The 21577-nt window shown below is 69.3% G+C and carries 7 protein-coding genes; 2 read left to right on the top strand and 5 right to left on the bottom strand.

Features of this window, described 5'->3' with window-relative positions; all coding sequences use genetic code 11:
• Positions 1-118: 118 nt before the first annotated feature.
• A complete protein-coding gene (locus ACFC1K_RS05770; RefSeq protein ID WP_375870827.1) occupies positions 119-766 on the bottom strand; it encodes a hypothetical protein in 648 nt (215 codons plus the stop codon).
• Positions 767-1203: 437 nt separating this feature from the next.
• Positions 1204-5394, bottom strand: a complete 4191-nt coding sequence (locus tag ACFC1K_RS05765; protein ID WP_375870826.1) for a beta-L-arabinofuranosidase domain-containing protein — start codon at positions 5392-5394, stop codon at positions 1204-1206.
• A gap of 349 nt (positions 5395-5743) precedes the next feature.
• Between ACFC1K_RS05765 and ACFC1K_RS05760 the strand changes: the two genes are divergently transcribed.
• The gene (locus tag ACFC1K_RS05760; protein WP_375870825.1) at positions 5744-8317 is read left to right on the top strand and encodes a LamG-like jellyroll fold domain-containing protein; all 2574 of its coding nucleotides are present in this window, start codon (positions 5744-5746) and stop codon (positions 8315-8317) included.
• Positions 8318-8573: 256 nt separating this feature from the next.
• On the opposite strand, the gene ACFC1K_RS05755 is transcribed toward ACFC1K_RS05760, so the two are convergent.
• Both ACFC1K_RS05755 and ACFC1K_RS05750 read right to left on the bottom strand, forming a co-directional pair.
• Positions 8574-11888 (bottom strand): family 43 glycosylhydrolase, encoded by a 3315-nt coding sequence (locus ACFC1K_RS05755; RefSeq protein ID WP_375870824.1) that lies wholly within the window; start codon positions 11886-11888, stop codon positions 8574-8576.
• Positions 11889-12127: 239 nt separating this feature from the next.
• A complete protein-coding gene (locus ACFC1K_RS05750; protein WP_375870823.1) occupies positions 12128-15640 on the bottom strand; it encodes a family 43 glycosylhydrolase in 3513 nt (1170 codons plus the stop codon).
• Positions 15641-15859: 219 nt separating this feature from the next.
• Here ACFC1K_RS05750 and ACFC1K_RS05745 point away from each other — a divergent pair, with 219 nt between their 5' ends.
• On the top strand, positions 15860-19312 hold the full coding sequence (locus ACFC1K_RS05745) for a family 43 glycosylhydrolase (protein WP_375870822.1): 3453 nt from the start codon (positions 15860-15862) through the stop codon (positions 19310-19312).
• Positions 19313-19587: 275 nt separating this feature from the next.
• Here the strand turns inward: ACFC1K_RS05745 and ACFC1K_RS05740 are convergent, their stop codons facing one another.
• A complete protein-coding gene (locus tag ACFC1K_RS05740; protein ID WP_375870821.1) occupies positions 19588-21564 on the bottom strand; it encodes an OmpL47-type beta-barrel domain-containing protein in 1977 nt (658 codons plus the stop codon).
• Positions 21565-21577 lie beyond the last annotated feature (13 nt).

Below are 21577 nucleotides of genomic sequence, written 5' to 3'. Positions count from 1 at the left end.
CGCCGGGCCCCTGGGGGCGGTTTTTTTTCAAGTTGGCCCCCGCATTTCCCACCGGGGGGGGTCGGGGCCGCGCGGGGCGCGCCCTCGACCCGATTCAACACGAACTCGTCGTGTTCGATCAGTCGATGGGCTCTTCCCACAGCGTCAGCGTGATCTTGCCGGTGTAGCTGCCGGGAGCGACGTCGACCGGCGTCTTCAGGAACAGCTTCGCGTTGGCGGACCACACGCCGGGTGCGAGTTCTCCCTCGATGTTGGGAGCGAAGGCGAGCAGCTCCTCGCTGACCAGACCGACGTTGTTCGCCGCCGGAGTCCCAGCGGCGATGGTCGCGTCGTCGTGAACGGTCACGACCTCGTCACCGGGAAGCACCTGCTCGTCGTTACCCGTCAGCAGCGCCGGAAGCCAGCCGATGTTGCCGGCGCCGATGGCCGGCGCGCCGGTGGCGGTGAAGGCCGACGACTGGCCCGTCACGTACCAGTACTGATCGGCGGGAGCTTCCTCACGGTCGTCGGTGATCGTCACCGTCGGGAGGGTTCCGTCGAACTGGCGGAGCTCGGGATCGGCGGACGGGACCTCTGCCAGCGTGGTGCTCGAGGATGCCACGCTCATCGTCAGCGCGCCGACGGGCGGGAGCGCCTCGATGTTCACACTGACATCGACGTCGTCGCCACCGAGCTCGTCTGCGATCGCCGCTCCGGCGCCGCCGATGAGGAGTGCGCCGCCGAGCGCGCCGACCGCGGCGCGAGCGATGAAGCCCTTCTTGTTCATTGCTTCTGTCTCCATTCCCCGGCCGGCATCTCTGCCGAACCGAACTCGCGAGCGACCGGTCCGTCCGGTCGTCGAGTCTCGCGGGAATCCGGGCGTTCGCCGCGAGTTCCCCAGTACACGTCGTTTGCGCCCGCGAGCGCTGCCGGTTCCGCTCCCCCGGCCCGCGGGGGTGCGGGCGAACGAGTGAACGAGGTGCTGCTCACCGGCACCGCACGGGCGACGACACGGGCCGGCGAGGGCTGCGTCGTGCCCCGGCGGGGGCGGTTCGAAAGCGTGAGCATGATGCACCTTTGCTCTGGATCCGGCAGTGGATCGTCGGGCTCGAATTGATGTTAGCGATAACGGTTAGCGAGAACAACCTTTTCGATAACCTTTTCGCAGTTTTCGGGTTGGTCCCCCGAGAGGATGCCTCCGTCCAGGCATCCCCCCGGGAAGTCTCAGCCGCAGACGAAGGCCGGGAATGCCACCGGCACCGTCTGCGTGGCTTGCTCGCCGCCCACCGACCCCGTCGCAGTGACCATGACGGAGCCCGCCTCGATCTGCGTGAGGCGCGTCGTGAACGCGGCTGTCGTCGTCTTGCCGGCGGCAAGGTTCGCCACCTGCTTGGAGCCGAACGGCGTCGCGATCGACAGCGCCACGGGCACGTCCGCGCCGTTGGCGGTCGACACGGCGAGCACGACCTTGCCCGCCACGCAGCGCGCGGTCGCCGTCGCGGTCACCTGCAGCGCAGGCTCGGGCTCGGCTCGCACGATCGAGATCGTGTACGTGGCCGATGCGGTGTGGTCCTGCGCGGTGCTGCGCAGCGTGAGGACCGTGGGGCCCTCCGCCGCAAGCGACACCGTCCGCGGCTGCGTGTCGTCGATCAGCACGTCACCGACGTACACCAGGCCGCTCGGCACCGCGGGATCCGCGTCGAACGTCGCCGTCGTCGCGTCCTCCGGAACGGTGGCCGTGTACGAGTACACGCCGCCGGCCAGCGCGGGTGCGAGTTCGCCGCCCTCGAACGAGAGGCCCGAGAGATCGGCATCCTTCCCGTAGGTGGTCTTCGAGGCGGTGTAGACGCCGTAGACGCCGCCCACGTAGCTGGTGCCGTTGCCCTGGAAGCGGACGGTCACGACGGGGATCTTCTCACCGTTCGCATCCAGCACGTACTGGCCGGCCTGATTGCGCTTGTAGCTGTCCTTCGCTTCGATGCCCGCGAGCACGGATGCCGGGATCTCGTCGTACTGGACGTACCACGTGGTCGCGCCCCCGGCGTTGGTGATGCGCTCGTTCTTCAGCAGGACGTCGTTGACGTACACGTCGAACGTGCGCCCGTTGTCACCGCCGAAGTAGCGGACGCCCAGGTAGTTCTTGGGCAGCGACGGGTCGACGATCATGTCGTACTGGAAGTACGCGTCGGTGGCCATCTGCCCGTCACGGTAGCCCTCGCCCAGCCAGACGCCCACACCGGACTTGTTGTACTTGTGGTTCTTGTCGGCCTCGCTGTTGTTGTTGTCGAACGACGTGAGCGAGTCGATCGTGGTCTCCTCGATGCGCAGCTGCTGCTTGCTCTTGAGGATCAGCTCCTGCGCCTGCGGGGAGTCGGGCTCGATGAGGTCCATGTAGATCGCGTAGCGCGCGTTGTACAGGCTGTACCAGGGCTCGAAGGTGAGCGCCTCGGAGGCGGCATCCGCGTTCTTCAGCGTGAAGCGCATGGTCTCGATGCCGTTGAGGTTCTCGCCGTCCTCGATGCGCACGAGATTCTCGGCGATGCCCGCTTTGAACGCCTCGGCGTCGTCGACCACGACGTCGTTGCTCACCGACTTGTCGGCGGTGCTCATGCGCACCAGCACACCCGCGACGTACGTCGCGCCGACGTTCGTCCGGTTGAGCTCGGTCGCCAGCAGCACCGGCCCGTAGGTGAAGGCCACCCAGTTGGGGTTCTCGGTCGAGTCGTCGACGCGCACCTCGGCCGGCAGCAGGTACGTGAGCTCGTCGCCCGCGGCGACCTCGAGCACGATGTAGCCGTCCTGCGTGAGCGCGGCCACATCCTGTGCCGCGCCGTTCACCGTCAGGGTCGGCGTCGCGGCCGCCCAGCTCGGGATGCGCAGGCGCAGCGTGGTGCCCTCGGCCAGTTCGCCGCCGTCGATCGCCTCGATCGTGTACGTCACCGTCTCGTCGGCCGGCACATCGGCCGTCTGCGTGAGGCGCAGGTTGTGCTCCTCGTCGGTGTACACCGACGAGCGGAACATGTTGACGTAGACCGACGACCCCTTGCGGAAGTAGATCGAGTCACCCAGCTTGGTGAAGCTCTCGGTCGCCGTTCCGTGGTCGCACCAGAACTCGTCCACCGGGTTGCCGAACACCTTCGCGTACCCCGCCTGCATCGGCTGGAAGTACGTCATCATGCCGGTCTCGGGGTTCTGCTGCGCGAGGATCGCGTTGATGTAGGTGTGCTCGTAGAAGTCGGGGTACTTGACCTCGGGGCTCACCTGGAACAGCGCCTTGGTCAGCTTGAGCATGTTGTACTCGTTGCAGATCTCGGAGGTCGAGTTCTCGCCGTACCCCGACGTGGTGCCGTTGGTGGCGTGCTCGTAGAGCTCGTCGGCGCCGTGGAAGTGCTCGGACTGGCTGTTGCCGCCGTTCGCATAGGTGTGGTCGTCGACCACGATCTGCCAGAAGTTCTCAGCGGCGGTGCGGTACATGCCGAGGCTGCTCTTCTCGGCGGGGGTCAGCATCGCGTACAGGCTCGGGTTGTCGGTGAACACCGTGTAGCGCTTGAGGGCGCCGATGAGCTTCGGGATGGTCGTGTTCGCGTGCTTGCCGTCGAGCACGTCCTGATCCGCCGCGAGCTGCTGGAACAGCGTCACCTCGTCGAAGTACTCCGCCGCGCGCTTGTGCGCCGGGTCGGCCGTGATGCTGAACAGCTCGTAGAGCGCCTCGTTCATGCCGCCGTACTCGGTGTTGAGGATCGACGCCGGGTTGGACTGGCGTGCAGCCCAGTTGCGCACCCAGGTGCCGAATCCGCTCGCGACGGTGAGGGCCTTGTCGGAGACCGCCTCGGGTGCGTACTGGTGCGCGTCGAGGAGGCCTGCCAGTACTTTGTGCAGGTTGTAGAAGGGAACGAGCAGCCCGCCGCCGCCGCTCGGCAGCACCGATGTGGAGAACGGCGAGACGTAGCCGGCGTTGCTCGGGTCGAGGGCGGCGTACGCCCGTTGAGCGCGGTCGAGACCATCGACGGCCGTGGTGAGCTTGGCGAGCAGCGCCGCCTTGGTGGTCGGGTCGCTCTCCGTCGCGTACGCCTGCGACAGCGCCGAGACGTAGTGGCCGAAGAAGTGCCCCTGGAACCGCGTACCGCTGGTCCGCTCCCAGCCGCCGTAGGGCTGGGCCGTCGTGGGAAGCCCGGCCTGCGTATAGAAGGAGTACAGGAAGCGCTCCGGGTCGAGGCTCAGCAGGTACTCGACCATCTTCTGGTTGCCGTTGACCAGGTACGGGTCCTCGAGCAGCACCTCGCTCAAGTCGGTCTCCTCGACATAGATGGACGTGGATGCGCCGCCCTTCGGCACCGTCACGGTGAAGGTCTTCGTCACCGGCGCGCTGCCGCCGTAGGCCGCGGTGGCGGTGAGGGTCACGGTCGCGTCGGAACCGGCCGGGCGGGTGACGGATGCCGCGCCCCCGGCGATCGAGATCACCTCGGCGTCGGAGGACTCCCACGACAGCTCCGTGCCGTTCGAGGCGGTGACCGGCAGACCGAAGTCGGCGGACACGGTGGTCGGCACGCTCACGGCGTCGAGCGCCGACTGCGCCACGGCGGCGGGATCGAAGGCCGGGTTGTTCTGCTTGGTCAGCGCGACGACATCCGCGATCGTCGCGACACCGTTGTACAAGGTGTAGTCGTCCAGGAGACCGTTCGCGTGCGCGCCGTTGTAGTTCGGACCGTTGTAGCCGAGGGTCTTCACCGTGGTGCTCTCCGAACCCAGCACTCCGGTGGCTGCGCCCGTAGCTGCGTACTTGACGGTCGAGATCTGGCGCACGCCGTTGCGGTAGAACGAGACGGCCTTCGTCGCCTTGTCATACGTCACGACCACGTGGGTCCACTGGCCGGTCGGGAAGAAGTCGGCGCGCGCGGCGTCGACCGCCACCTTGTACGGCTGACCCGAGGACGGACCGACCGAGAGGGCGAGAGGCGTGCCGTTGGCCTCCGAGGTCAGGTACCAGCCGTCGGAGTTGTACACCGTCTTGCTCCAGGCGAACACCTGCTCGCCCGACATGGCCGCATTCGGCTTGTACCAGAACGACACCGTGAGGTCGGCAGGCTGCAGGTACCCCGCGGTGCCGAGGCGGATGGCGTTGGAGCCGTTGAGGTTGAAGGCCTGCCCGCTGACACCCGCGGCGTAGGCGGCGGTGCCCTTCTGCATCGTGACCGCCGCGGCGTTCGTGCTCGCGTCGGCGAGGTCGCCCTCGAACTTGAGGTCGAGGACCTTGGCTGAGGCGATCGAGATGGGGTCGGCGGCTGCGGCAGCCGAGGGCAGCCCGAAGGCCAGCGCGCCGGCGGCGAGCGCGACGGTCGCGCCGAGCGCGATGGTGCGACGGATGAACGGATGCGGCAGGTGCGTGCCGACGGTGCTCCGGGTGGTCTTCGCCAAGGCTGCAGGGCTCCCTTGTCCTGTCGAGCGGGATGCACTCGTGTTAGCGCTATCAGTTTGCTGTGAGTTCGATGTTAGCGCGAACTCTCGGGATGTCAAGAGTCGCGGACCGAGGTGATCGCATCGTTGATCGACATCCGCGTGAGCGCTAACATGCACTCGCGCGCTTCGCCGTCCCGTCTCGTGCACCGAACCGTCTCGCCAGAGCAAAGGAGCTGGAGTGGATCCGGCACGTTCCTCGACACGCACGAAGCCCACATCCCGACGGCGCACACGCGCCCTGATCGCATCGGCCGCGGGTGCGGCGATGGTGCTCGGCGCTCTCGCGCCGCTCGCCGCGGCGCCTGCCATGAGCGCCACCCCGGTCCCGACGGCCGGACTCCTCGCGGAGTACCTCTTCGACGAGACCGCGGGCTCGTCCGTACCGAACTCGGCCACCGGCCCGGTCGGCGCCGCGACCGTCATGAACGGCACCGACAGCCTCTGGACGGGCTCGTCGCTCGTCTTCACCGGTGGCGCCAAGACGAGCCCCACCGCGAGCTGGGTCCGTCTGCCCGACAACCTGCTGAGCGGCAAGACCTCGGCGACGGTCACGATCGAGACCAAGCTCGACGCTTCCATGAAGAACAACTGGAACTTCCTCTGGAACATCGGCAGCGACTCGACGACCCAGTACTACTTCGCGTCGGTGCGCGACAACCCGCGCACCACCATCACCACCGGCGGCGGTGGCGGCGAGGTCAACGCGCGCTCGGGCACCGCCCTGTCGTCCGATCGCTGGTACAGCCTGACGTCGGTGATCGACGGGGCCGCGGGCACCATCACGTTCTACGTCGACGGCGAACAGGTCGCGCGCACCGCGACGGCTGTGACACCGGCATCCATCACCAACCAGACCCTCAACGCGATCGGCCGCGCGCCCTACCCCGACCCGATGTACAAGGGAGAGGTCTCGACCTTCCGCGTGTACGACCGTGCCCTGACGGCGGCCGAGGTCGGCGACGTGTCGGATGCGGATGCCGCGCTCCACGCCTCGTCCTTCCAGCAGGCGGCGCAGACCGTGCTCGACGGCGTCGGCGCGGTGACGATCGACGAAGCCGCCACGACGCTGCCCGGCTACGGCGGCCGCGTGACCTGGACCTCGGCCGACCCCGCGCTCGAGGTGGCCGAGGACGGCCTGACCGTGTCGGCGACGCAGCCCGCCACCGGCTCCGCGACGGTGACCACCGCCCTCACGGCGACCGCCACGGTGCGAGGCACGAGCGTGTCGAAGTCCGTGCCGGTGACGATCGAGCCCGTCCCCGGTGAGGACGACGCGTTCGGCTACGCGATGGTGCACTTCATCGAGGACTCCGCGGGCTACGCCGAGAAGATCTACCTCGACGTGTCGCGCGGCGACAACCCCGAGCACTGGGACCCGCTGAACGGCGGGAAGCCGATCCTCGCGTCGCAGCTGGGGACCACCGGCATCCGCGACCCCTATCTGACGTACAACCCCGAGACCGGGACGTACTACATCATCGCCACCGATCTGCGCGTCTTCGGCGGCGACCGCGGCGTGACCGGCTGCACCGAGTGGTGCTACTGGTCGTCGCAGGGCAGCACGAAGCTCAACGTGTGGGAGTCGAAGGACCTCGTCACGTGGAGCGACCTGCGCCAGTTCGACGTCGCCCAGTCCCCCGCGGGCACCGAAGTGGCCGAGCTCGGCATGGCGTGGGCGCCGGAGGCCACGTGGGTCCCCGGGTACAACGAGGACGGCAGCGGCGCGTTCGTCGTCTACTGGTCGTCGAACGTGTACACGAACGCCGGGCACACGGGTTCGACGTACTCGCGCATCCTGTGGGGTGCGACGACCGACTTCACGCAGGACACCTACCAGTACGGCGGCGTCTTCATCGACGCGGGCGGCAACACGATCGACACGACGATCATCCAGGACGACGGCAAGACCTACCGGATCACCAAGGACAACTCCGCGGGCAAGGGCATCTACATGGAGTCCACGCCCGCGGCGGACTGGTGGGCGCCCACCGCGACCTGGACGCAGATCCAGACCCGCATCGGCGCCGTGTGGTCGGGCGGAAACGCCGGCGGCGTCGAAGGTCCGGCGGTGTTCCAGCGCCACGGCGAGGACAAGTGGTACCTCTACGTCGACGTCATCCCCTCGACCGGCTACCGTCCCATGCAGGCGACGGATCTGGATGCCGGCTGGACGCAGCTCGTCTCGAGCAGCTTCTCGATGGCGCCGAGCACCAAGCACGGCGGGATCGTGCCGCTCACGTTCGGCCAGTACGAGACGATCCGCGAGGCCGACGCCACGGGCGCCGTCATCTCGGAGCTCGGCAGCATCGAGGTCGCCGCGGGTGCATCGGCCGATGTCGTGCGGGAGGCATTGCCCGGCGAGGCCGAGGTCGCCCTGGCGTACGGCCGCGGGACGGCGTCGCAGCCGGTCACGTGGGACGTGACGGATGTCGACACCGACGTCGCGGGCACCTACGAGGTCACCGGCGTGGTGCAGACCATCGGCGCGAACCTCAACCAGTGGGTGGGTGCGGGCGGCTCGACGGCGTACAACGCCGCCGACCGCACGCTGTTCAGCTCGACGGCGATCACCGTGACGGCGGACGTCGTCGTCGCGGCCGCGCCGCTGCCGGTCACCGTGACCACCGCGACGCGCTGCGTCGCCGGCAAGGTCGTGCTGACGGTGACGACCGCGAACGACGGCGGCGCGCCGGTGGCGCTCGCGATCACGACGCCGTACGGCTCCAAGACGGTGGCCGCCGTGCCGCCCGGCAAGAGCACGTCGGCCGCGTTCACGACGCGGCTCGCCGCCATTCCGACGGGCTCGGTGGCAGTGACCGTGAGCGCCGGGAGCACTTCCGCGGAGAAGTCGGCGACCTTCGCCGCGGCCTCCTGCGGCTGACCCCCGCGTCGCTCGAGCGCCCCGTCGGCTTCGGCCGGCGGGGCGCTCTGCTGCGCCCGCCCGCGCGCTCGAGGGATGACGGATGCCGCGGCCCGCGGCATCCGTCCCGCGACGCGGTGTCCCGGTCATTCGGGTGGCGCACCACGCCGCATCGATCACGCGAAAGGGCGCGTCGTGCCACCTCGAACGGCCGCGCGGGCACGACGAAGGGCGGCGGCACGGGGAAGTGCCGCCGCCCTCGACAGTGATCAGTCGATCAGCCGCAGCTGGCCGCGGAGTACCCGACGTCGTTGGTCACGGTGACCGGCGATCCCTCGATGGTGGCGGTGGCCGTGAGCTCGACCGAGCCGCCCGCGATCGAGGCCTGACGCGTCGAGAACGACGCGGACGAGCTCTTGCCCGCGGCGATCGACGCGAAGGTCTTCGAGCCGTACGCGCCCGACGCCGAGACCCACACCGGCACGTCTTCGCCGTTGGTCACGGTGACCACCTGCACGACCTTGCCCGCCACGCATCGCGAGGTCACGGCGGCCGTGACATCGAGACCGGGCTCCTCGGCGACCGTCACCTTCACGGTCACCGTGCGGTTGGCCGTGGCGAGCCACTCGGCATCCGTCATGTCGAGGATCGGGCTGCCGTCCTCACGGAAGTACACCATGCGCACACCCGCGTCGCGGGTGCCGTTCTGCGTGAGCTTCGCGTGGAAGATGTTCAGCAGATTGCCGTCGTCGTCGTACGTGTACGAGTTGTGGCCGGGACCCCAGTTGTTGGCGAAGGCCCCCTCATAGCTCCAGATCGGATAGCTGCGGATGTTCCACGCGGACGCCTCGAGCAGGTCGGCACCGGACTCCGCAGTGGCGAGTCCCACGGCGTAGGTCCAGTCGATGTTCGAGCCCGAGAAGGTGATCATGATCTTGCCGTCGCGCTGGATGACGAACGGCCCCTCGGCGACGGCCGACGTGTTGTCCGACCAGCTCGCGTCCGGGTACACGATCGTCGATCGCTGACCCGACAGCTGCCACGCGCCGGTCGCCGACGGCGTGACCTTCGCGATCTTCAGCACGGCCGGGCCGGTCGCCGGCGCGATCACACGCTCCGACCACACGACGTAGTCGGTGCCGGCGTCTTCGAAGTGCGTCATGTCGAGCGTGATGCCCGTGCCGTAGGTGGTCAACGGCTGCCCGGCGGCGTCGACGACCCGCTGCGGGCTCTGCCAGTCGGCGCGCACGAGCGGGTTGCCACCCGGGGTGAGTCGCATCGAGTAGGACTGCACGCCCGTCCATGAGTTGGCGCTGTTGGCGTTGGCAGCGAACAGGATGTACAGGTCGCCGTCGACGACATGCAGCTCCGGTGCCCACAGCTGGGAGTTCACCGACGTGCCCGACAGCCCGTAGCCGAGGATCTTGTGGTCGGCGGCGGTCGCGAGTCCCGCGATCGTGTCGGCCTGACGGATGAAGAACTCGTCCTGTCCGTTGTCATCGGTCGAGATGAACAGCCACGTCTTGTCGCCGTTCGGGAGGGTGTACCGCAGGACATGCGGGTCGGCGCGGTTCGCGATCAGCGGGAAGATCGTGTCGGTGCGCTGAAGCGTGCCGTTCACCGTGTAATCGCCAGGCGTCGAGGTGTCGACCGCCGACGTGTCCCAGGTCACACGGAAGTCGTGCGTGCCTCCGTCGGAGTAGTCGGCTGTCACCTTCTCGGGCAGTTCGAGCGCACCGCCGGCCGCGACCGTCACGTCGTCCGGCGTCTGCAGGCCGGTGTTGCGGACCCGTCCGAGAAGCTGGTCGACCGCGCGGGCCTCGGCAGAGGTGACCGGAACGATCGATGCCGTCTCGGCGTACGTCACCGTGATGGCGCCGGTGCGGCCCGTCGGCTGCTGGCCGGTCTTGACCGCGGACACGGAGGCGAAGTCGGCCGTGGTCCCGGTCAGCGCAGAGCCGGCCGCGGTGGTCCACACGATGCGGTACGCGTTCGCGCGGGAGTCCCACTCGGCCGAGACCGCACCGGTCGTGCCTTGGCCCGGAAGCGGTACGTAGCCGACCTCGGTCCAGTCCACCAGGTCGGGCGACGTGAACACGAGCGCACCGGCGGCGTCAGCCGCGCCCGCGTCGTTCGTGCGGCGGGCGATGAGGCCGAAGCCCTCGTCGCCTTCCAGCCTGAACAGATAGGGCTGCGCGAGGTAGCGCTTCGTGCCGTTGTTGGTCTCGGTCATGCCGCTGACCGTCGGGAAGACCACGCCCGTGCCCGAGTTCAGGGGGGTGAACGTGGTGCCGTCGGCGCTCAGCGCGAGGTGGCCCGAGCGCGTGACCTCGGGATCGTCGCCGCCCCGGACGTTCTTCGACGTCGTGTAGGCCGCCAGGCGCGAGGCCCCGCTCTCGGCGATGCGCACGTCGACCTGCGTCGTGGCGGCATCCGCGCCGGTGCCGACGACGGCTTGCAGCTTCGCCGCGCCCAAGCCCGATGTCGGTGCGGAGGCGATGGCACCGCTCGCGACCGACCCGGCGCCGGAGACGTGCGACCAGACCACCGGCAGACCGAGGGCGGTCGCGGGAAGGACGTAGCCCTTCTCCAGCACGGACGGCACCAGCAGCGTCTCGGCGGCGCGTGCCGCCTGCTCGGCCGCAGTGGGCGCCTTCAGCACCGTGACCGCGAAGTTCTTGGTCGCGGTCTGGCCGCGCACCGTCGCGGTCGCGGTCAGCGTGACGGGCGTATCCACCGAGGGGCGCGTGACCTGACCGTTCGCAGCCACGATTCCCGAGGGCGACGACGTCCAGGTCACTCCGCCCGTGGTGGGCAGCGAGAGATCCGACTCGACCTGGCCGAGATTCTGTGCGTTGACGGCGGCGAGGTCGATCGCGTTCGCGGTCTCGGTGGCGGATGCCGCAGCATCCGTCGCCGATGCCGCCGCGATGTCCGTCGCGGACAGCGCCTCGTTGTACACGCGGAACGCCGAGACGCCGCCTTGATAGAGGGAGTCGCCCGCGTACGCGCTCTTGCCGATGTAGTTCATGGTGTGCGTCGTCAGGTCGTTGAGGCTGACGGTGGAATCCGCCTTCGTGGCGACCAGCGCGCCGTCGATGTAGAGCTTCAGCGTGGATGCCGTGCCGGTGGCGTTCTTCGAGATCGTCGCCGCGACGGACTGCCACTTTCCTTCGACGAGCTTGGTCGCCGAGGTGACCGACTGCTCGCCCGACCAGTTGGTCTTCGAGATCGCGACGCGCGGCGCGACCGGCTGGATGAAGAACTGGCCGGTCGACGAGTCGCCCGACCCGCCGATGTTCCACAGGAACTTGTTGCCGGACAGTGCCGTCGGGCTGGTCTCGATGACGATCGTGGCCGCGCTCTGCCCGGAGAGCAGGTTGTTCGGCAGCTGGACATGGTTCGCGCCGGTGAACTGCATATAGCCGCCGCGCCAGGCCGCTCCCCCGACGACGGTGCCGTCACGGCCCGCCCCGGAGACGTCGTGCACGACGGTGCCGCTCGCCTCCGAGAAGTCGTACGACGCCAGCAGCGACGCCGGCTCTGCGGCGACCGCCGCCCCCGGGGCGCTCATCCCGATGGTGCCGGCCACGAGGGCGACTCCCAAGGCGCCCGAGAGCATCTTCGTCCCCCGCGCCGTGCGTGGGCCCCTCGGCGCCCCCGCGATCTCACTGCCTCTTCGATTCACTGCGTTCCCTTCCTCCGGGTGGTGTGATCGTTCGACCGCACGCTGCTCCGCCGGCCGCGGTCGTGGCCGCGAGACGCCAGAGCTCCCGCGCGCGGGAGTGGTTCGGAACCGGGCGGCGCTCGTGCCGCCCGGTTCCGGGTCTTTCAGCCGCAGTTCGCCGCGGGATACGGCACGGCGGTCGTCACCGTCACCGGTGAGCCGCCGACCGTCGCAGCGGCGGTGAGCGTGACGGATCCGTCCGAGATCGAGGCCTGCCGGGTCGTGAACGACGTCGACGTGCTCTTGCCCGCGGACACCGCGCCGAATGCCTTCGTGCCGAACGGACCGGCCGCCGAGACCGTCACCGGGACGCCCTCACCGTTGGTCACCGTGAGGACCTGGACGACCTTGCCGGCGACGCAGCGCGCGGTGATCTTGCCGGTCACGTCGAGCTCGGGGGCGCGGGCCGTGACGGTGACCGTGGTCGACACCGCGCGGTTGTCGGGCGCGACTTCCTCATCCGCCTCCATGTCGAAGACCGGCAGGCCGTCGGCGGCCCAGTGCACGCGGCGGACGAACATGTCGCGGCCGCTCAGGCCGTTGTTGTCGGTGCGCGCGTGGAAGACGTAGAGCAGGTTGTCGTCCTCGTCGTGCGACCACATGCCGTGGCCGGTGCCGAGCTGCCAATCGCCGTTGAACACGCCGGACTTCTGGATCGGGTAGTTCAGCTTGCTCCAGGCGGCGGGCGACGTGAGGTCCACGCCCTCTCCGGCCGTCGCGGTGGCGAGCCCCGTCGTGTAGGTGTCGCCGACCGTCGATCCCGAGTAGATCAGGTACAGCACGCCGTCGTGGGCGTACACGTTCGGGCCCTCCGCGATGGTGTTGTCCCACGCGTACTCCGGTACGAGGATGCGCACCGGCTCTGACGTCAGGCGGGTCGGGTTCGCGGGATCCATCTTCGCGATGAACAGGGCTCCGAGCTGCTGCCACACGTAGTACGACTGACCGGAGTCCTCGAGGTACGTCATGTCGAGCGAGATGTTCTGCGACGGGTTGAGGATGCCGCCGTTCGAGCGCAGCACCTTCTGCGCCTTCGTCCAGTTCGCGGGGACCGCCGGGTCGAGGTCCTTGCCCTGGGCGTCCTGCTTCAGCTGGATGATGCTCGCCCGCCCGGTCCACATGTCGGGCTGGCCGTTGGTGCCGTTGTAGCAGGGCATGAACAGGATCGACAGCCTGCCGCCGATGACGTGATACTCCGGCGCCCAGAAGCAGCCGGTCATCACGGCGCCGTCGGCGTCGGTGTCGCCCCGACGCAGCAGGTCGATCTCGACGTTGCGGCCTGCGTCGACTGCCTCGTCCGAGAGGTCCTCGATGCTGTCCGCGATGCGGATCGGCATGTGCGCGCCGCCCTGCGGGTTGATGTTGCCGCCGTAGATGTCCTCGGTGGCGATCATCAGGAACTTCTCCTGGCCGTTCCAGTCGTAGCGGAACACCGACGGGTCGGCGCGCTCGTCCGCGAACGGGGTGGCGTACTCGGTGGTCTTGAGCGACCCGGTGACCTCGTACGTACCGGGGGTCGCCGTGTCGACAGCGGCGAGGGAGTCCGCATCCCATGCGATCACGCGCGAGGCGCTGGAGCCGTCGTCGTACGACAGCTCTGCGCGCTTCGGCAGGGCCGCGGCATCCAGCTCTCCGCCCTGCTCGATCTCCACGCCGTCGAGCTGGGCGACGCCGGTGTTCGCGATGCGGCCGAACCGCCCCTCGAGCGCCTCGACGGTCTGGGCGTCGACGGGAAGCGTGTTGCCGGAGTCGTAATCCGGGATGCCGTCACCGGCTGCGCCGGCGGTCGCCGACACCACCCCACGGCCGACCTCGCCCCGTGTGGCCGGGTCGGCGATGTCGGTGAAGGTCGTATACATCGAGGCCCCGGCATCCGACGTCCACGTCACGATGTAGCGATCGGAGGCCGAGTCGTACACGGCCGCTGGCTCGTTGACACCGCTCGTCACGCCGAGGTTCACCATGCCGACCTCGTCGTAGGTGCGCAGGTCGCTGCTGCGGGCGAAGAGCACACTGGAGGTCTGGGTGCCGTCGGCGCCGCCGCCGCGAGCGGTACGCGTCGCGACCAGGCCGTAGCCGCCGTCCTCGAGGGTGAACAGGTGAGGGTCGCGGAGACTCCGGATGATGCTGTCGCTGGTGCCGTTCGCGGGAACCGCGACCGAGGTCTTCGCGAAGAAGATGCCGTAGTTCTCGTTGAGCGGGCCCCATCCGTCGCCGCCTTCGAGGGCGAGATGCATGCTGAGCGCGACGTCGGCGTTGTTCGCCTGCGCAACCGTCGTGGGCACGCGGCTGTAGGCGAGCAGCTGCGTGGTGGTGTCGGCGGGGAGCACGGTGACATCGAAGGTGCGGGATGCCGCGACCCCGGTCGCCGTGTCCGTCACCTCGACCGCGACCTGGCCGTCGACGGCGTCGTCACCCGCGGACACGATCGTCTCATCGGCCGTGATCCCGTCGCTCGTCGAGGTCACCTCGACCTCGGTGCCCGCGGGGGCGGCGGGCAGCGCCGTGCCCGACTCGACGACCGCGGGGATGACGAAGAGCTCGGCCAGTCGCGTCGCGCGCTGCTCGGCGGTCTCGGACGACGGCAGCACCGTGACCGTGATGGTCTGGGTGGCGGTGATGCCGCGAATGGCCGCCGTCGCGGTGAGCTCGACCTCGACGGCCGGCTGGCCGGCGAGGGGTGCGGCGACCGAGCCGTCCGCAGCCACGACCGCGGGGTTGCTCGAGCTCCAGGCGACCTTGCCGCCCGCCGTCGGCAGGTCGATGTCGGTCGAGGTCTCCCGGTCGCCGAGCACGAGCCCGTTGAGGATCGCCTGGGCCTGCGCCTGCAGCTCGGCCGCGTGAGCCTCAGCGTCGGCGTCGGATCCCGCGGCGACCTCGACGGCCGAGAGGGCGCGGTCGTACACGCGGAACGACGAGATCGCGCCCTGGAAGAGCGGGTCGGGCCACGGGGCGCGCCCGATGGTGTTGAGCGACTGGTCGACGATGTTCGCGGGGGTGCGGTCGACGCCGCCGTTCGCGACGCGGACGCCGTCGATGTAGAGGGATGCCGTGCCCGACGCGCCGTCGACGACCGACGTCACGTTCACCCACTGGTTCGCGGTGACCCCGCACGAGGTCGACTGCACGAGCCGCTCGACGCCGGCGGACTTGATGCCCACGAGAGGCGCACGGCCGGACGCGCAGTTGAGCGATGCGAAGAAGTACTCGGTCGCCGAGGACTCGTTGCCGATGTTCCAGAGGAAGTGGAAGCCGTTGAGCATCGCCTGCGAGGCCTTCACCTCGGCGACGACGGTCGCGGACGCCTTGCCGGCCAGGAGGTTGTCGGGCAGCTCCACCCAGTTGCCGGTGGACGTCTTGGCGCCGCCGCGGAGGGTGAGCGCCGAACCGGTCCAGTCGGTGGCCTGGACATTGCGGACCGTGGCGTCGCCGAACGTGGAGCCGGCGACCTCGTTGGGCACGGACGATCCGCTCGCGAGGTCGAACGCGTAGGACGCCACCAAGCCGTCCTCGGGCACCGCGGCGGCAGCGGTCGTGGTGGCGCCGAGGCCGAGGATCATCGCGCCGACGGCGGCGATCCCGATCGCGGCTCGGCGGGGGTTCAGGGACAGTCGCATTCCACTCTCCATCAAGTGACTGAACTTCGTCGAACAGGGCTGTTATCGCTCACATTAGCGGTAACTCGCCATTGCGCAACACGTTTCATGAGATGTGCCCTCCAATCGGGTCGGACGTGACGGCGGCGGCGACTCTATGAATGTGAGCGGTAACGCGCTACATTGGCGACCGTTGCCCGCGACCCGCGCGGGCGCCAGACCGCGATGAAGAGGTTTCATATGGCGACGAAGTCCTGGCGGCGAATCGGGGTGGCAGGAGCGACGATCGCCGCTCTTGCCATCGGCGCTCTCGCCCCACCCGCTGCTCACGCGGACCCGGTTCCGGAAGACCCGAACCTGGTCCTGCACTACGACTTCAGCACCGCCGGTGCGGTGACGGACGTCTCGGGCCACGGAAACAACGGCACGATCGTCGGCGCCGGCGCGACCGTGGTCGACGGCGTGCTGACACTGCCCGGAGGCGCGGCGAACAGCGGCGCGGGGTACGTGCGCTTCCCCGCGAACCTGTTCGACGGCAAGGACACGCTGACGATCTCGACCTGGCTGCGCAATGACACCGGCGCCGGGAACTACGCCGCGATGTTCTTCGGCTCGGGCACCGGCACCTTCCCCGCGCAGTACTGGCTGTTGAACCCGCGCAACCCTTCCAGCCGCTTCAAGTCGGTCATCACCAACGGCAACACGCCGAGCGCTCCGTGGGGCACCGAGTACGGCATCTCCCCCACGACCGCCTCGCAGGGCGTGGCCGGGCCGACCACCGGCACCGCGTGGGCGATGTACACCACGGTCATCACTCCCACCTCGATCACGGGCTACTACAACGGAGCGCTCGTCGGCACCGTGGCGACGAGCCGCACGGTGACCCAGTTCGGCACCGGACTCGTCGGCTACATCGGCCGCTCGACGTACGCCGACCCCTTCTACAAGGGCTCGGTCGACGACGTGATCGTGTCGACGTCCGCGTACAACGCGGGCCAGATCGCAGAGCTCTACCACCAGAGCGACCGCACGACGACCGACCAGACGAACGCCGCCCTCACGGCCGACGCCGACGCCGTGTCGCTCCCGAGCGAGGCGACGGCCGACATCGCGCTCCCCGCCACCGGCGCGCCCAACCTCTCGCGCGTCACGTGGGAGTCGTCGCAGCCGTCGGTGATCGCCGCCGACGGCAAGCTCACGCGTCCGGCAGAGGGCCAGGCGGACGCCTCCGTCACCCTCACGGGAACCTTCACGCTGGGCGGCCAGTCGATCACGCGCGGTTACACGGTCGCGGTCCCGGCGCTCAACCCGCAGCGCGACCTCGAGCGCACGGCTGACGCCTTCGACCTCGGCATCACGGTCGCCGCGTCCGACATCGTGCTCAACACCGAGTCGCAGGGTGCGACGATCGCCTGGGCCTCGTCTGCCCCTGCCGTCGTCTCGGCGACGGGCGCCGTCACGCGAGCCGCCGCCGATGCCCCCGTCACGCTGACGGCGACGTTCAGCCGTGCCGGCAACTCGACGCAGCGCACGTACGACGTCACCGTCAAGGCGCAGGACGTCGGCCAGGCCGTCGCCTACGTCCGCACGGGCAACACGGCCAAGACCGAGGTGCTCCACCTCGCGGCCGCGAAGAACGGCGATCCGCTCGTCGCGCTGAACAACAACAAGGGCGTGCTGTACCCCACGTTCGGCACCGGCACTTCGCAGTTCGCGAACCCGACGCTGTTCCGCAAGCCCGACGGCACCTACGGCCTCGTCGCGACGGACAACGCCGCCAACGGCCGCATCTTCGTCTACTCGTCGAAGGACCTCGTGACCTTCACCGACCAGAAGTGGGTGCTCACCAACACGCAGAACATCGTCGTCTCGCGCGCCGATGTGACCTACGACAACGGCACGCGGCTCTACCGCGTGACGCTGCGCACCGCCGCGGGCGCCGCCTACGAGGTGACGACGGCGGACTTCACGACGTTCAGCGCCCCTGTCTCGATCACCGCCCCGGCCGCACCGACCCTGACGGGTCTGCCGACCGGCGGGATCGAGGCATCCGCTCTTCCCGTCACCCAGGCGGAGCTGTCTCAGCTTCAGAAGTCGCTCGGCCGGATCGTCAACACGACCGTCGACGCGGGAGACGACGTCGAGGTCGAGGTGGGCGGCGAGCTGGACCTCCCCGAGAAGGTGGACCTCGGCTACTCCGACGGCTCGTCGAAGCAGCTCGGCGTCAACTGGGACACGAGCGCGGTCGACCTGGCCACTCCCGGGACCTACACGGTCACGGGCACGGTCAACCAGCCGGTCTACGGCGACGCGAAGGGCATCCTCGTGAAGGAGCGGGCGGACCCCTGGGTCTTCCGCGACGACGAGCGCACGGGCAGCACGGAGTACTACCTGACCGGTTCGTACCCCACGACGCAGTCGAACGCCGGCGTCGGCTACGACCGCATCGTCCTGCGGCGCGCGAGCACGATCAACGGCCTCACGACGGCGCAGGAGCAGGTGCTGCTCTGGGCCAACAACGCGGCCGCGCCCGACACCTCGAACGGCTCGAAGATCGCCTCGAGCAACTACCGGTACTTCTGGGCGCCGGAGCTGCACAAGATCAACGGCGACTGGTACATCTTCTTCACGTCGAGCCGCAGCACCGACGTGTGGAACATCCGCCCGACCGTGATGCGCGCCCCCGGCGACACCGACCCGATGGTCGCGTCGAACTGGAGCGTGCTCGGCTACGTCAAGGCCGCGGCCGGCGACACCGCCGCGTTCACGAGCTTCTCGCTCGACATGACGCACTTCGAGGCGAACGGCAAGGACTACCTCGTGTGGGCCGAGAAGCCGGGCAGCTCGGATCTGCGGATGGCCGAGATCAACCCCGCCGACCCGACGCAGCTGACGTCGAAGTCGATCCTCCTGTCGACGCCCAACTACGCGTGGGAGCGCACGACGAGCCAGGTGATCAACGAGGGCCCCGCCGTCATCAAGAGCGACGACGAGGTGTTCGTGTTCTTCTCGGCATCGGAGGTGAACGAGACGTATTCGATCGGGATGCTGCGCGCACCGGTCGACGGCGACCTCATGAACCCCGCGACGTGGTCGAAGACCGGCTATCCGCTGCTGACATCGGACGACTTCGGCGGCCAGCAGAACGGACCCGGCCACAATTCGTTCACGCTCGACGAGGACGGCAACCCGGTGATCGTCTACCACGCCCGCCCGCCGGTGGCGGAGTGGATCCCCGGCGCCGACGGCGGACTCAACGACCCCAGCCGGCACGCCCGCGTCAAGACGGTGCACTTCGCCGCCGACGGCTCGGCGGTGCTCAACCAGACCCGCGACGAGGAGGTGGCGCCGGGCAACCGCACGGTGACGCTCACCGTCACCGTCACGGGTCCTGCGGCACCGCAGCTCGCGGTCTCGGGTGTCGTGACGTCGCGCTGCGTGGCCGGCAAGGTCGTTCAGGTGCTGACGGTGACCAACGCCGAGGGCTTCCCGGTCACGATGTCGGCGACGACCGGCTTCGGGTCGAAGGCGTTCGGCGCGGTCGCGGCCGGCAAGTCGGTGTCGGCGTCGTTCACGACGCGTCTGACGTCGGTGCCCCCGGACACGGCGGTGCTCACCGCGACGGCCACGGTGAACGGTTCGCCGGTCACCGTGACGCGCGAGGTGGCGACGCCGGGCGCCACCTGCGGCTGATCACGCACTGAGCCCAGAGAGGCCCGTCCGCGCAAGCGGGCGGGCCTCTCTGCTGCACCCCGGCGCATCGCCCGTCCGCCGAGCCGTCGGATCGTGGGGACACGGATGCTGCGACCCGCCCGTCGCGGACGGGTTCCGGCCGCGGGCACAGCACGTGGACGCGGTCACGCAGACCACGGGGCGGCGGCATCCGTCCCGCTCCTGCGGTGCGTCCCGCGCACGAAGGAACGGCCCGCGATCCGAAGACCGCGGGCCGTTCCCTCATGCGTGCCGCGTCAGCCGCAGCTGTGCGCGGAGTACTCCACCGTGCCGGAGTAGACCAGGCCACCGGCCGTGCCGGTCACCTCGATCTCGCCGGCGGGCGCGGTCGCCAGTCGCGAGTTGAACGTGCTCGTCACCGTGGCGCCGGCCTTGAGACCGGTGAGGGTCTTGGAGCCGTACGGGGTGGCGATCTGGACGTCGGCCGCGACATCGTCGGCGTTCTTCACCGACACCGCGAGGTACGCCTTGCCGGCGACGCACCGCTGGGTGACCGTCGGCTGCAGATCGAGCGCGTTCGCCACGAGCGTGGGCAGCTCGATCGTCACGTAATCCTCGATGTTGCCCGCCGCGTCCTGAGCCTGCACGTGCACGTAGCGGGGCTCTTCGGTGAGCTGCACCGAGAAGGGCTCCTCGTACGTCGCGTACATGTTGTTCAGCTCGCCGGTCGGCGACGAGTCGGGGCCGTCCGACCACACCGTGCGCGTCACACCCGAGCCGGGCGAGGCGTCGCTCGGCACCAGGGTGAACGTGGCCGACGTTCCGTCCACGACGACCCAGTCGACTCCGGTGACGGGGGCGACCGTGTCGACCTTGACCGTCTCGGATGCCTCGCCCACGGCGCCGTCCTCGCTGGTCGCACGTGCGCTCACCGTGACCTCGCCCTGCGCCGAGACCGCGAAGGGCGCCGTGTAGGCGTTCCACGTCTCGCCGTCGAGGCTGTACTCGATGCTCTCCACGGGGCTCGCGGTCTCCTCGGCCGTGATCGTCACGGTCGGGGCGGTGGTGTACCAGCCGCTGCCCTGGGGTGCCGCGTCGAACGACAGCGACACGATCGGCTCGTTCTGGTCGAGCGGCTCGACGACGAACACCGTCGCGATCGCGCCAGGCGCATAGCCGGCGACGGCGCCCTCGACGTCGAAGATCGCGTCGACCTCGGCGTAGGCTGCGGGCTCGATCGAATCCCACTCGACGCCGACACCGCTCGAGGCGGTGCCGTCCTCATAGGTCGCACGGACCGTCTCCGGAAGCACCGGCTCGACACCGGCCGTCGTGATGGTCGCCGAATAGTCGACGCTCTCGATCTCGTCGGACAGGCTGTTCGCCACGTACACCGTGCCGCTCACCGTCTGCCCGTCGTACCCGGCGGGGTCACCCACGACCTCGAACTGCCCCGGAGAGGCGTAGCTCGACGCCGCGACGCCTGCCCACTCGACGTCGACGTAGCGCAGCGGACCGTTCTCGCCGATCACCCAGACGCTGTCGGGCAGCGTCGGCGCCGTGCCGGTGACGGTGCGGACCGCCACGGCCTGCGAGTCGATGAAGGCGTCGGGGTCCTCGGGCTCCGGCTCGACGACCGGCGCGTTGACACCCCAGACCTCCCACTCGATCACGCTCGTCGCCTTGCGCTGGCTCTGGAAGAGCTGCCGGTCGAGCACGAGCCGCACCGCGGTGGTGGTGACGGCGTCGAAGTTCGCCTGCACGACCGGCTGGGACGCGACCGGGGCGGCCGTGTTCAGGACCGGCACCGGGTAGGTGAGGCCCGAGCCGGTGACCGGGGCCCACTCCCCTGCGCTGGTGCGGTACTCGACCTTCCACGATGCCGGGATCATCACACCCGAGTCGCCGCCCGAGGTGAGGTGGTTCTGCCACAGGTAGAGCTTCGACGAGCTCACCGTGACCGGACGCTCCCAGGTGTAGGTGGCGGTGTCCTGTGTCGGGTTGCCGGGCGCGCCCCACGTTCCCCACATGGCGGAGAGCGTGTTCGTCGGGCCGACGACGCCGTTGTTGAGCGCGGCGGCGGAGTTCCAGCTGGGGACGTAGCTGACCTCGGTGACCGGCGCGTTCTCACCGGAGGCCAGGGCGAGGTTGATCGGCTCGTCGGCGGCCCCCGCCGGCATCGCGACCGCTGCCCCGCCGGCGATGAGCGCCACGGCCGCGACCAGCGCGAGCGCGGCCTTCTTCACACCGGCTCTGCGGGCGCGCGTGTGCATCGGTGTCCTCTCT

Source organism: Microbacterium sp. NPDC056057, from assembly GCF_042266945.1.
In the GTDB taxonomy this organism is placed as follows: Bacteria; Actinomycetota; Actinomycetes; order Actinomycetales; family Microbacteriaceae; genus Microbacterium; species Microbacterium trichothecenolyticum_C.
The sequence above is the reverse complement of the archived record's forward strand: the minus strand, read 5'-3'. Positions and strand labels throughout refer to the sequence as shown.

Excerpts from the sequence above, each read along its gene's own strand:
- ACFC1K_RS05760 (WP_375870825.1), top strand. The coding sequence starts at position 5,744 with ATGAGCGCCACCCCGGTCCCGACGGCCGGACTCCTCGCGGAGTACCTC.
- ACFC1K_RS05750 (WP_375870823.1), bottom strand. The coding sequence starts at position 15,640 with ATGCGACTGTCCCTGAACCCCCGCCGAGCCGCGATCGGGATCGCCGCC.
- ACFC1K_RS05745 (WP_375870822.1), top strand. The coding sequence starts at position 15,860 with ATGGCGACGAAGTCCTGGCGGCGAATCGGGGTGGCAGGAGCGACGATC.
- ACFC1K_RS05770 (WP_375870827.1), bottom strand. The coding sequence starts at position 766 with ATGAACAAGAAGGGCTTCATCGCTCGCGCCGCGGTCGGCGCGCTCGGC.
- ACFC1K_RS05740 (WP_375870821.1), bottom strand. The coding sequence starts at position 21,564 with ATGCACACGCGCGCCCGCAGAGCCGGTGTGAAGAAGGCCGCGCTCGCG.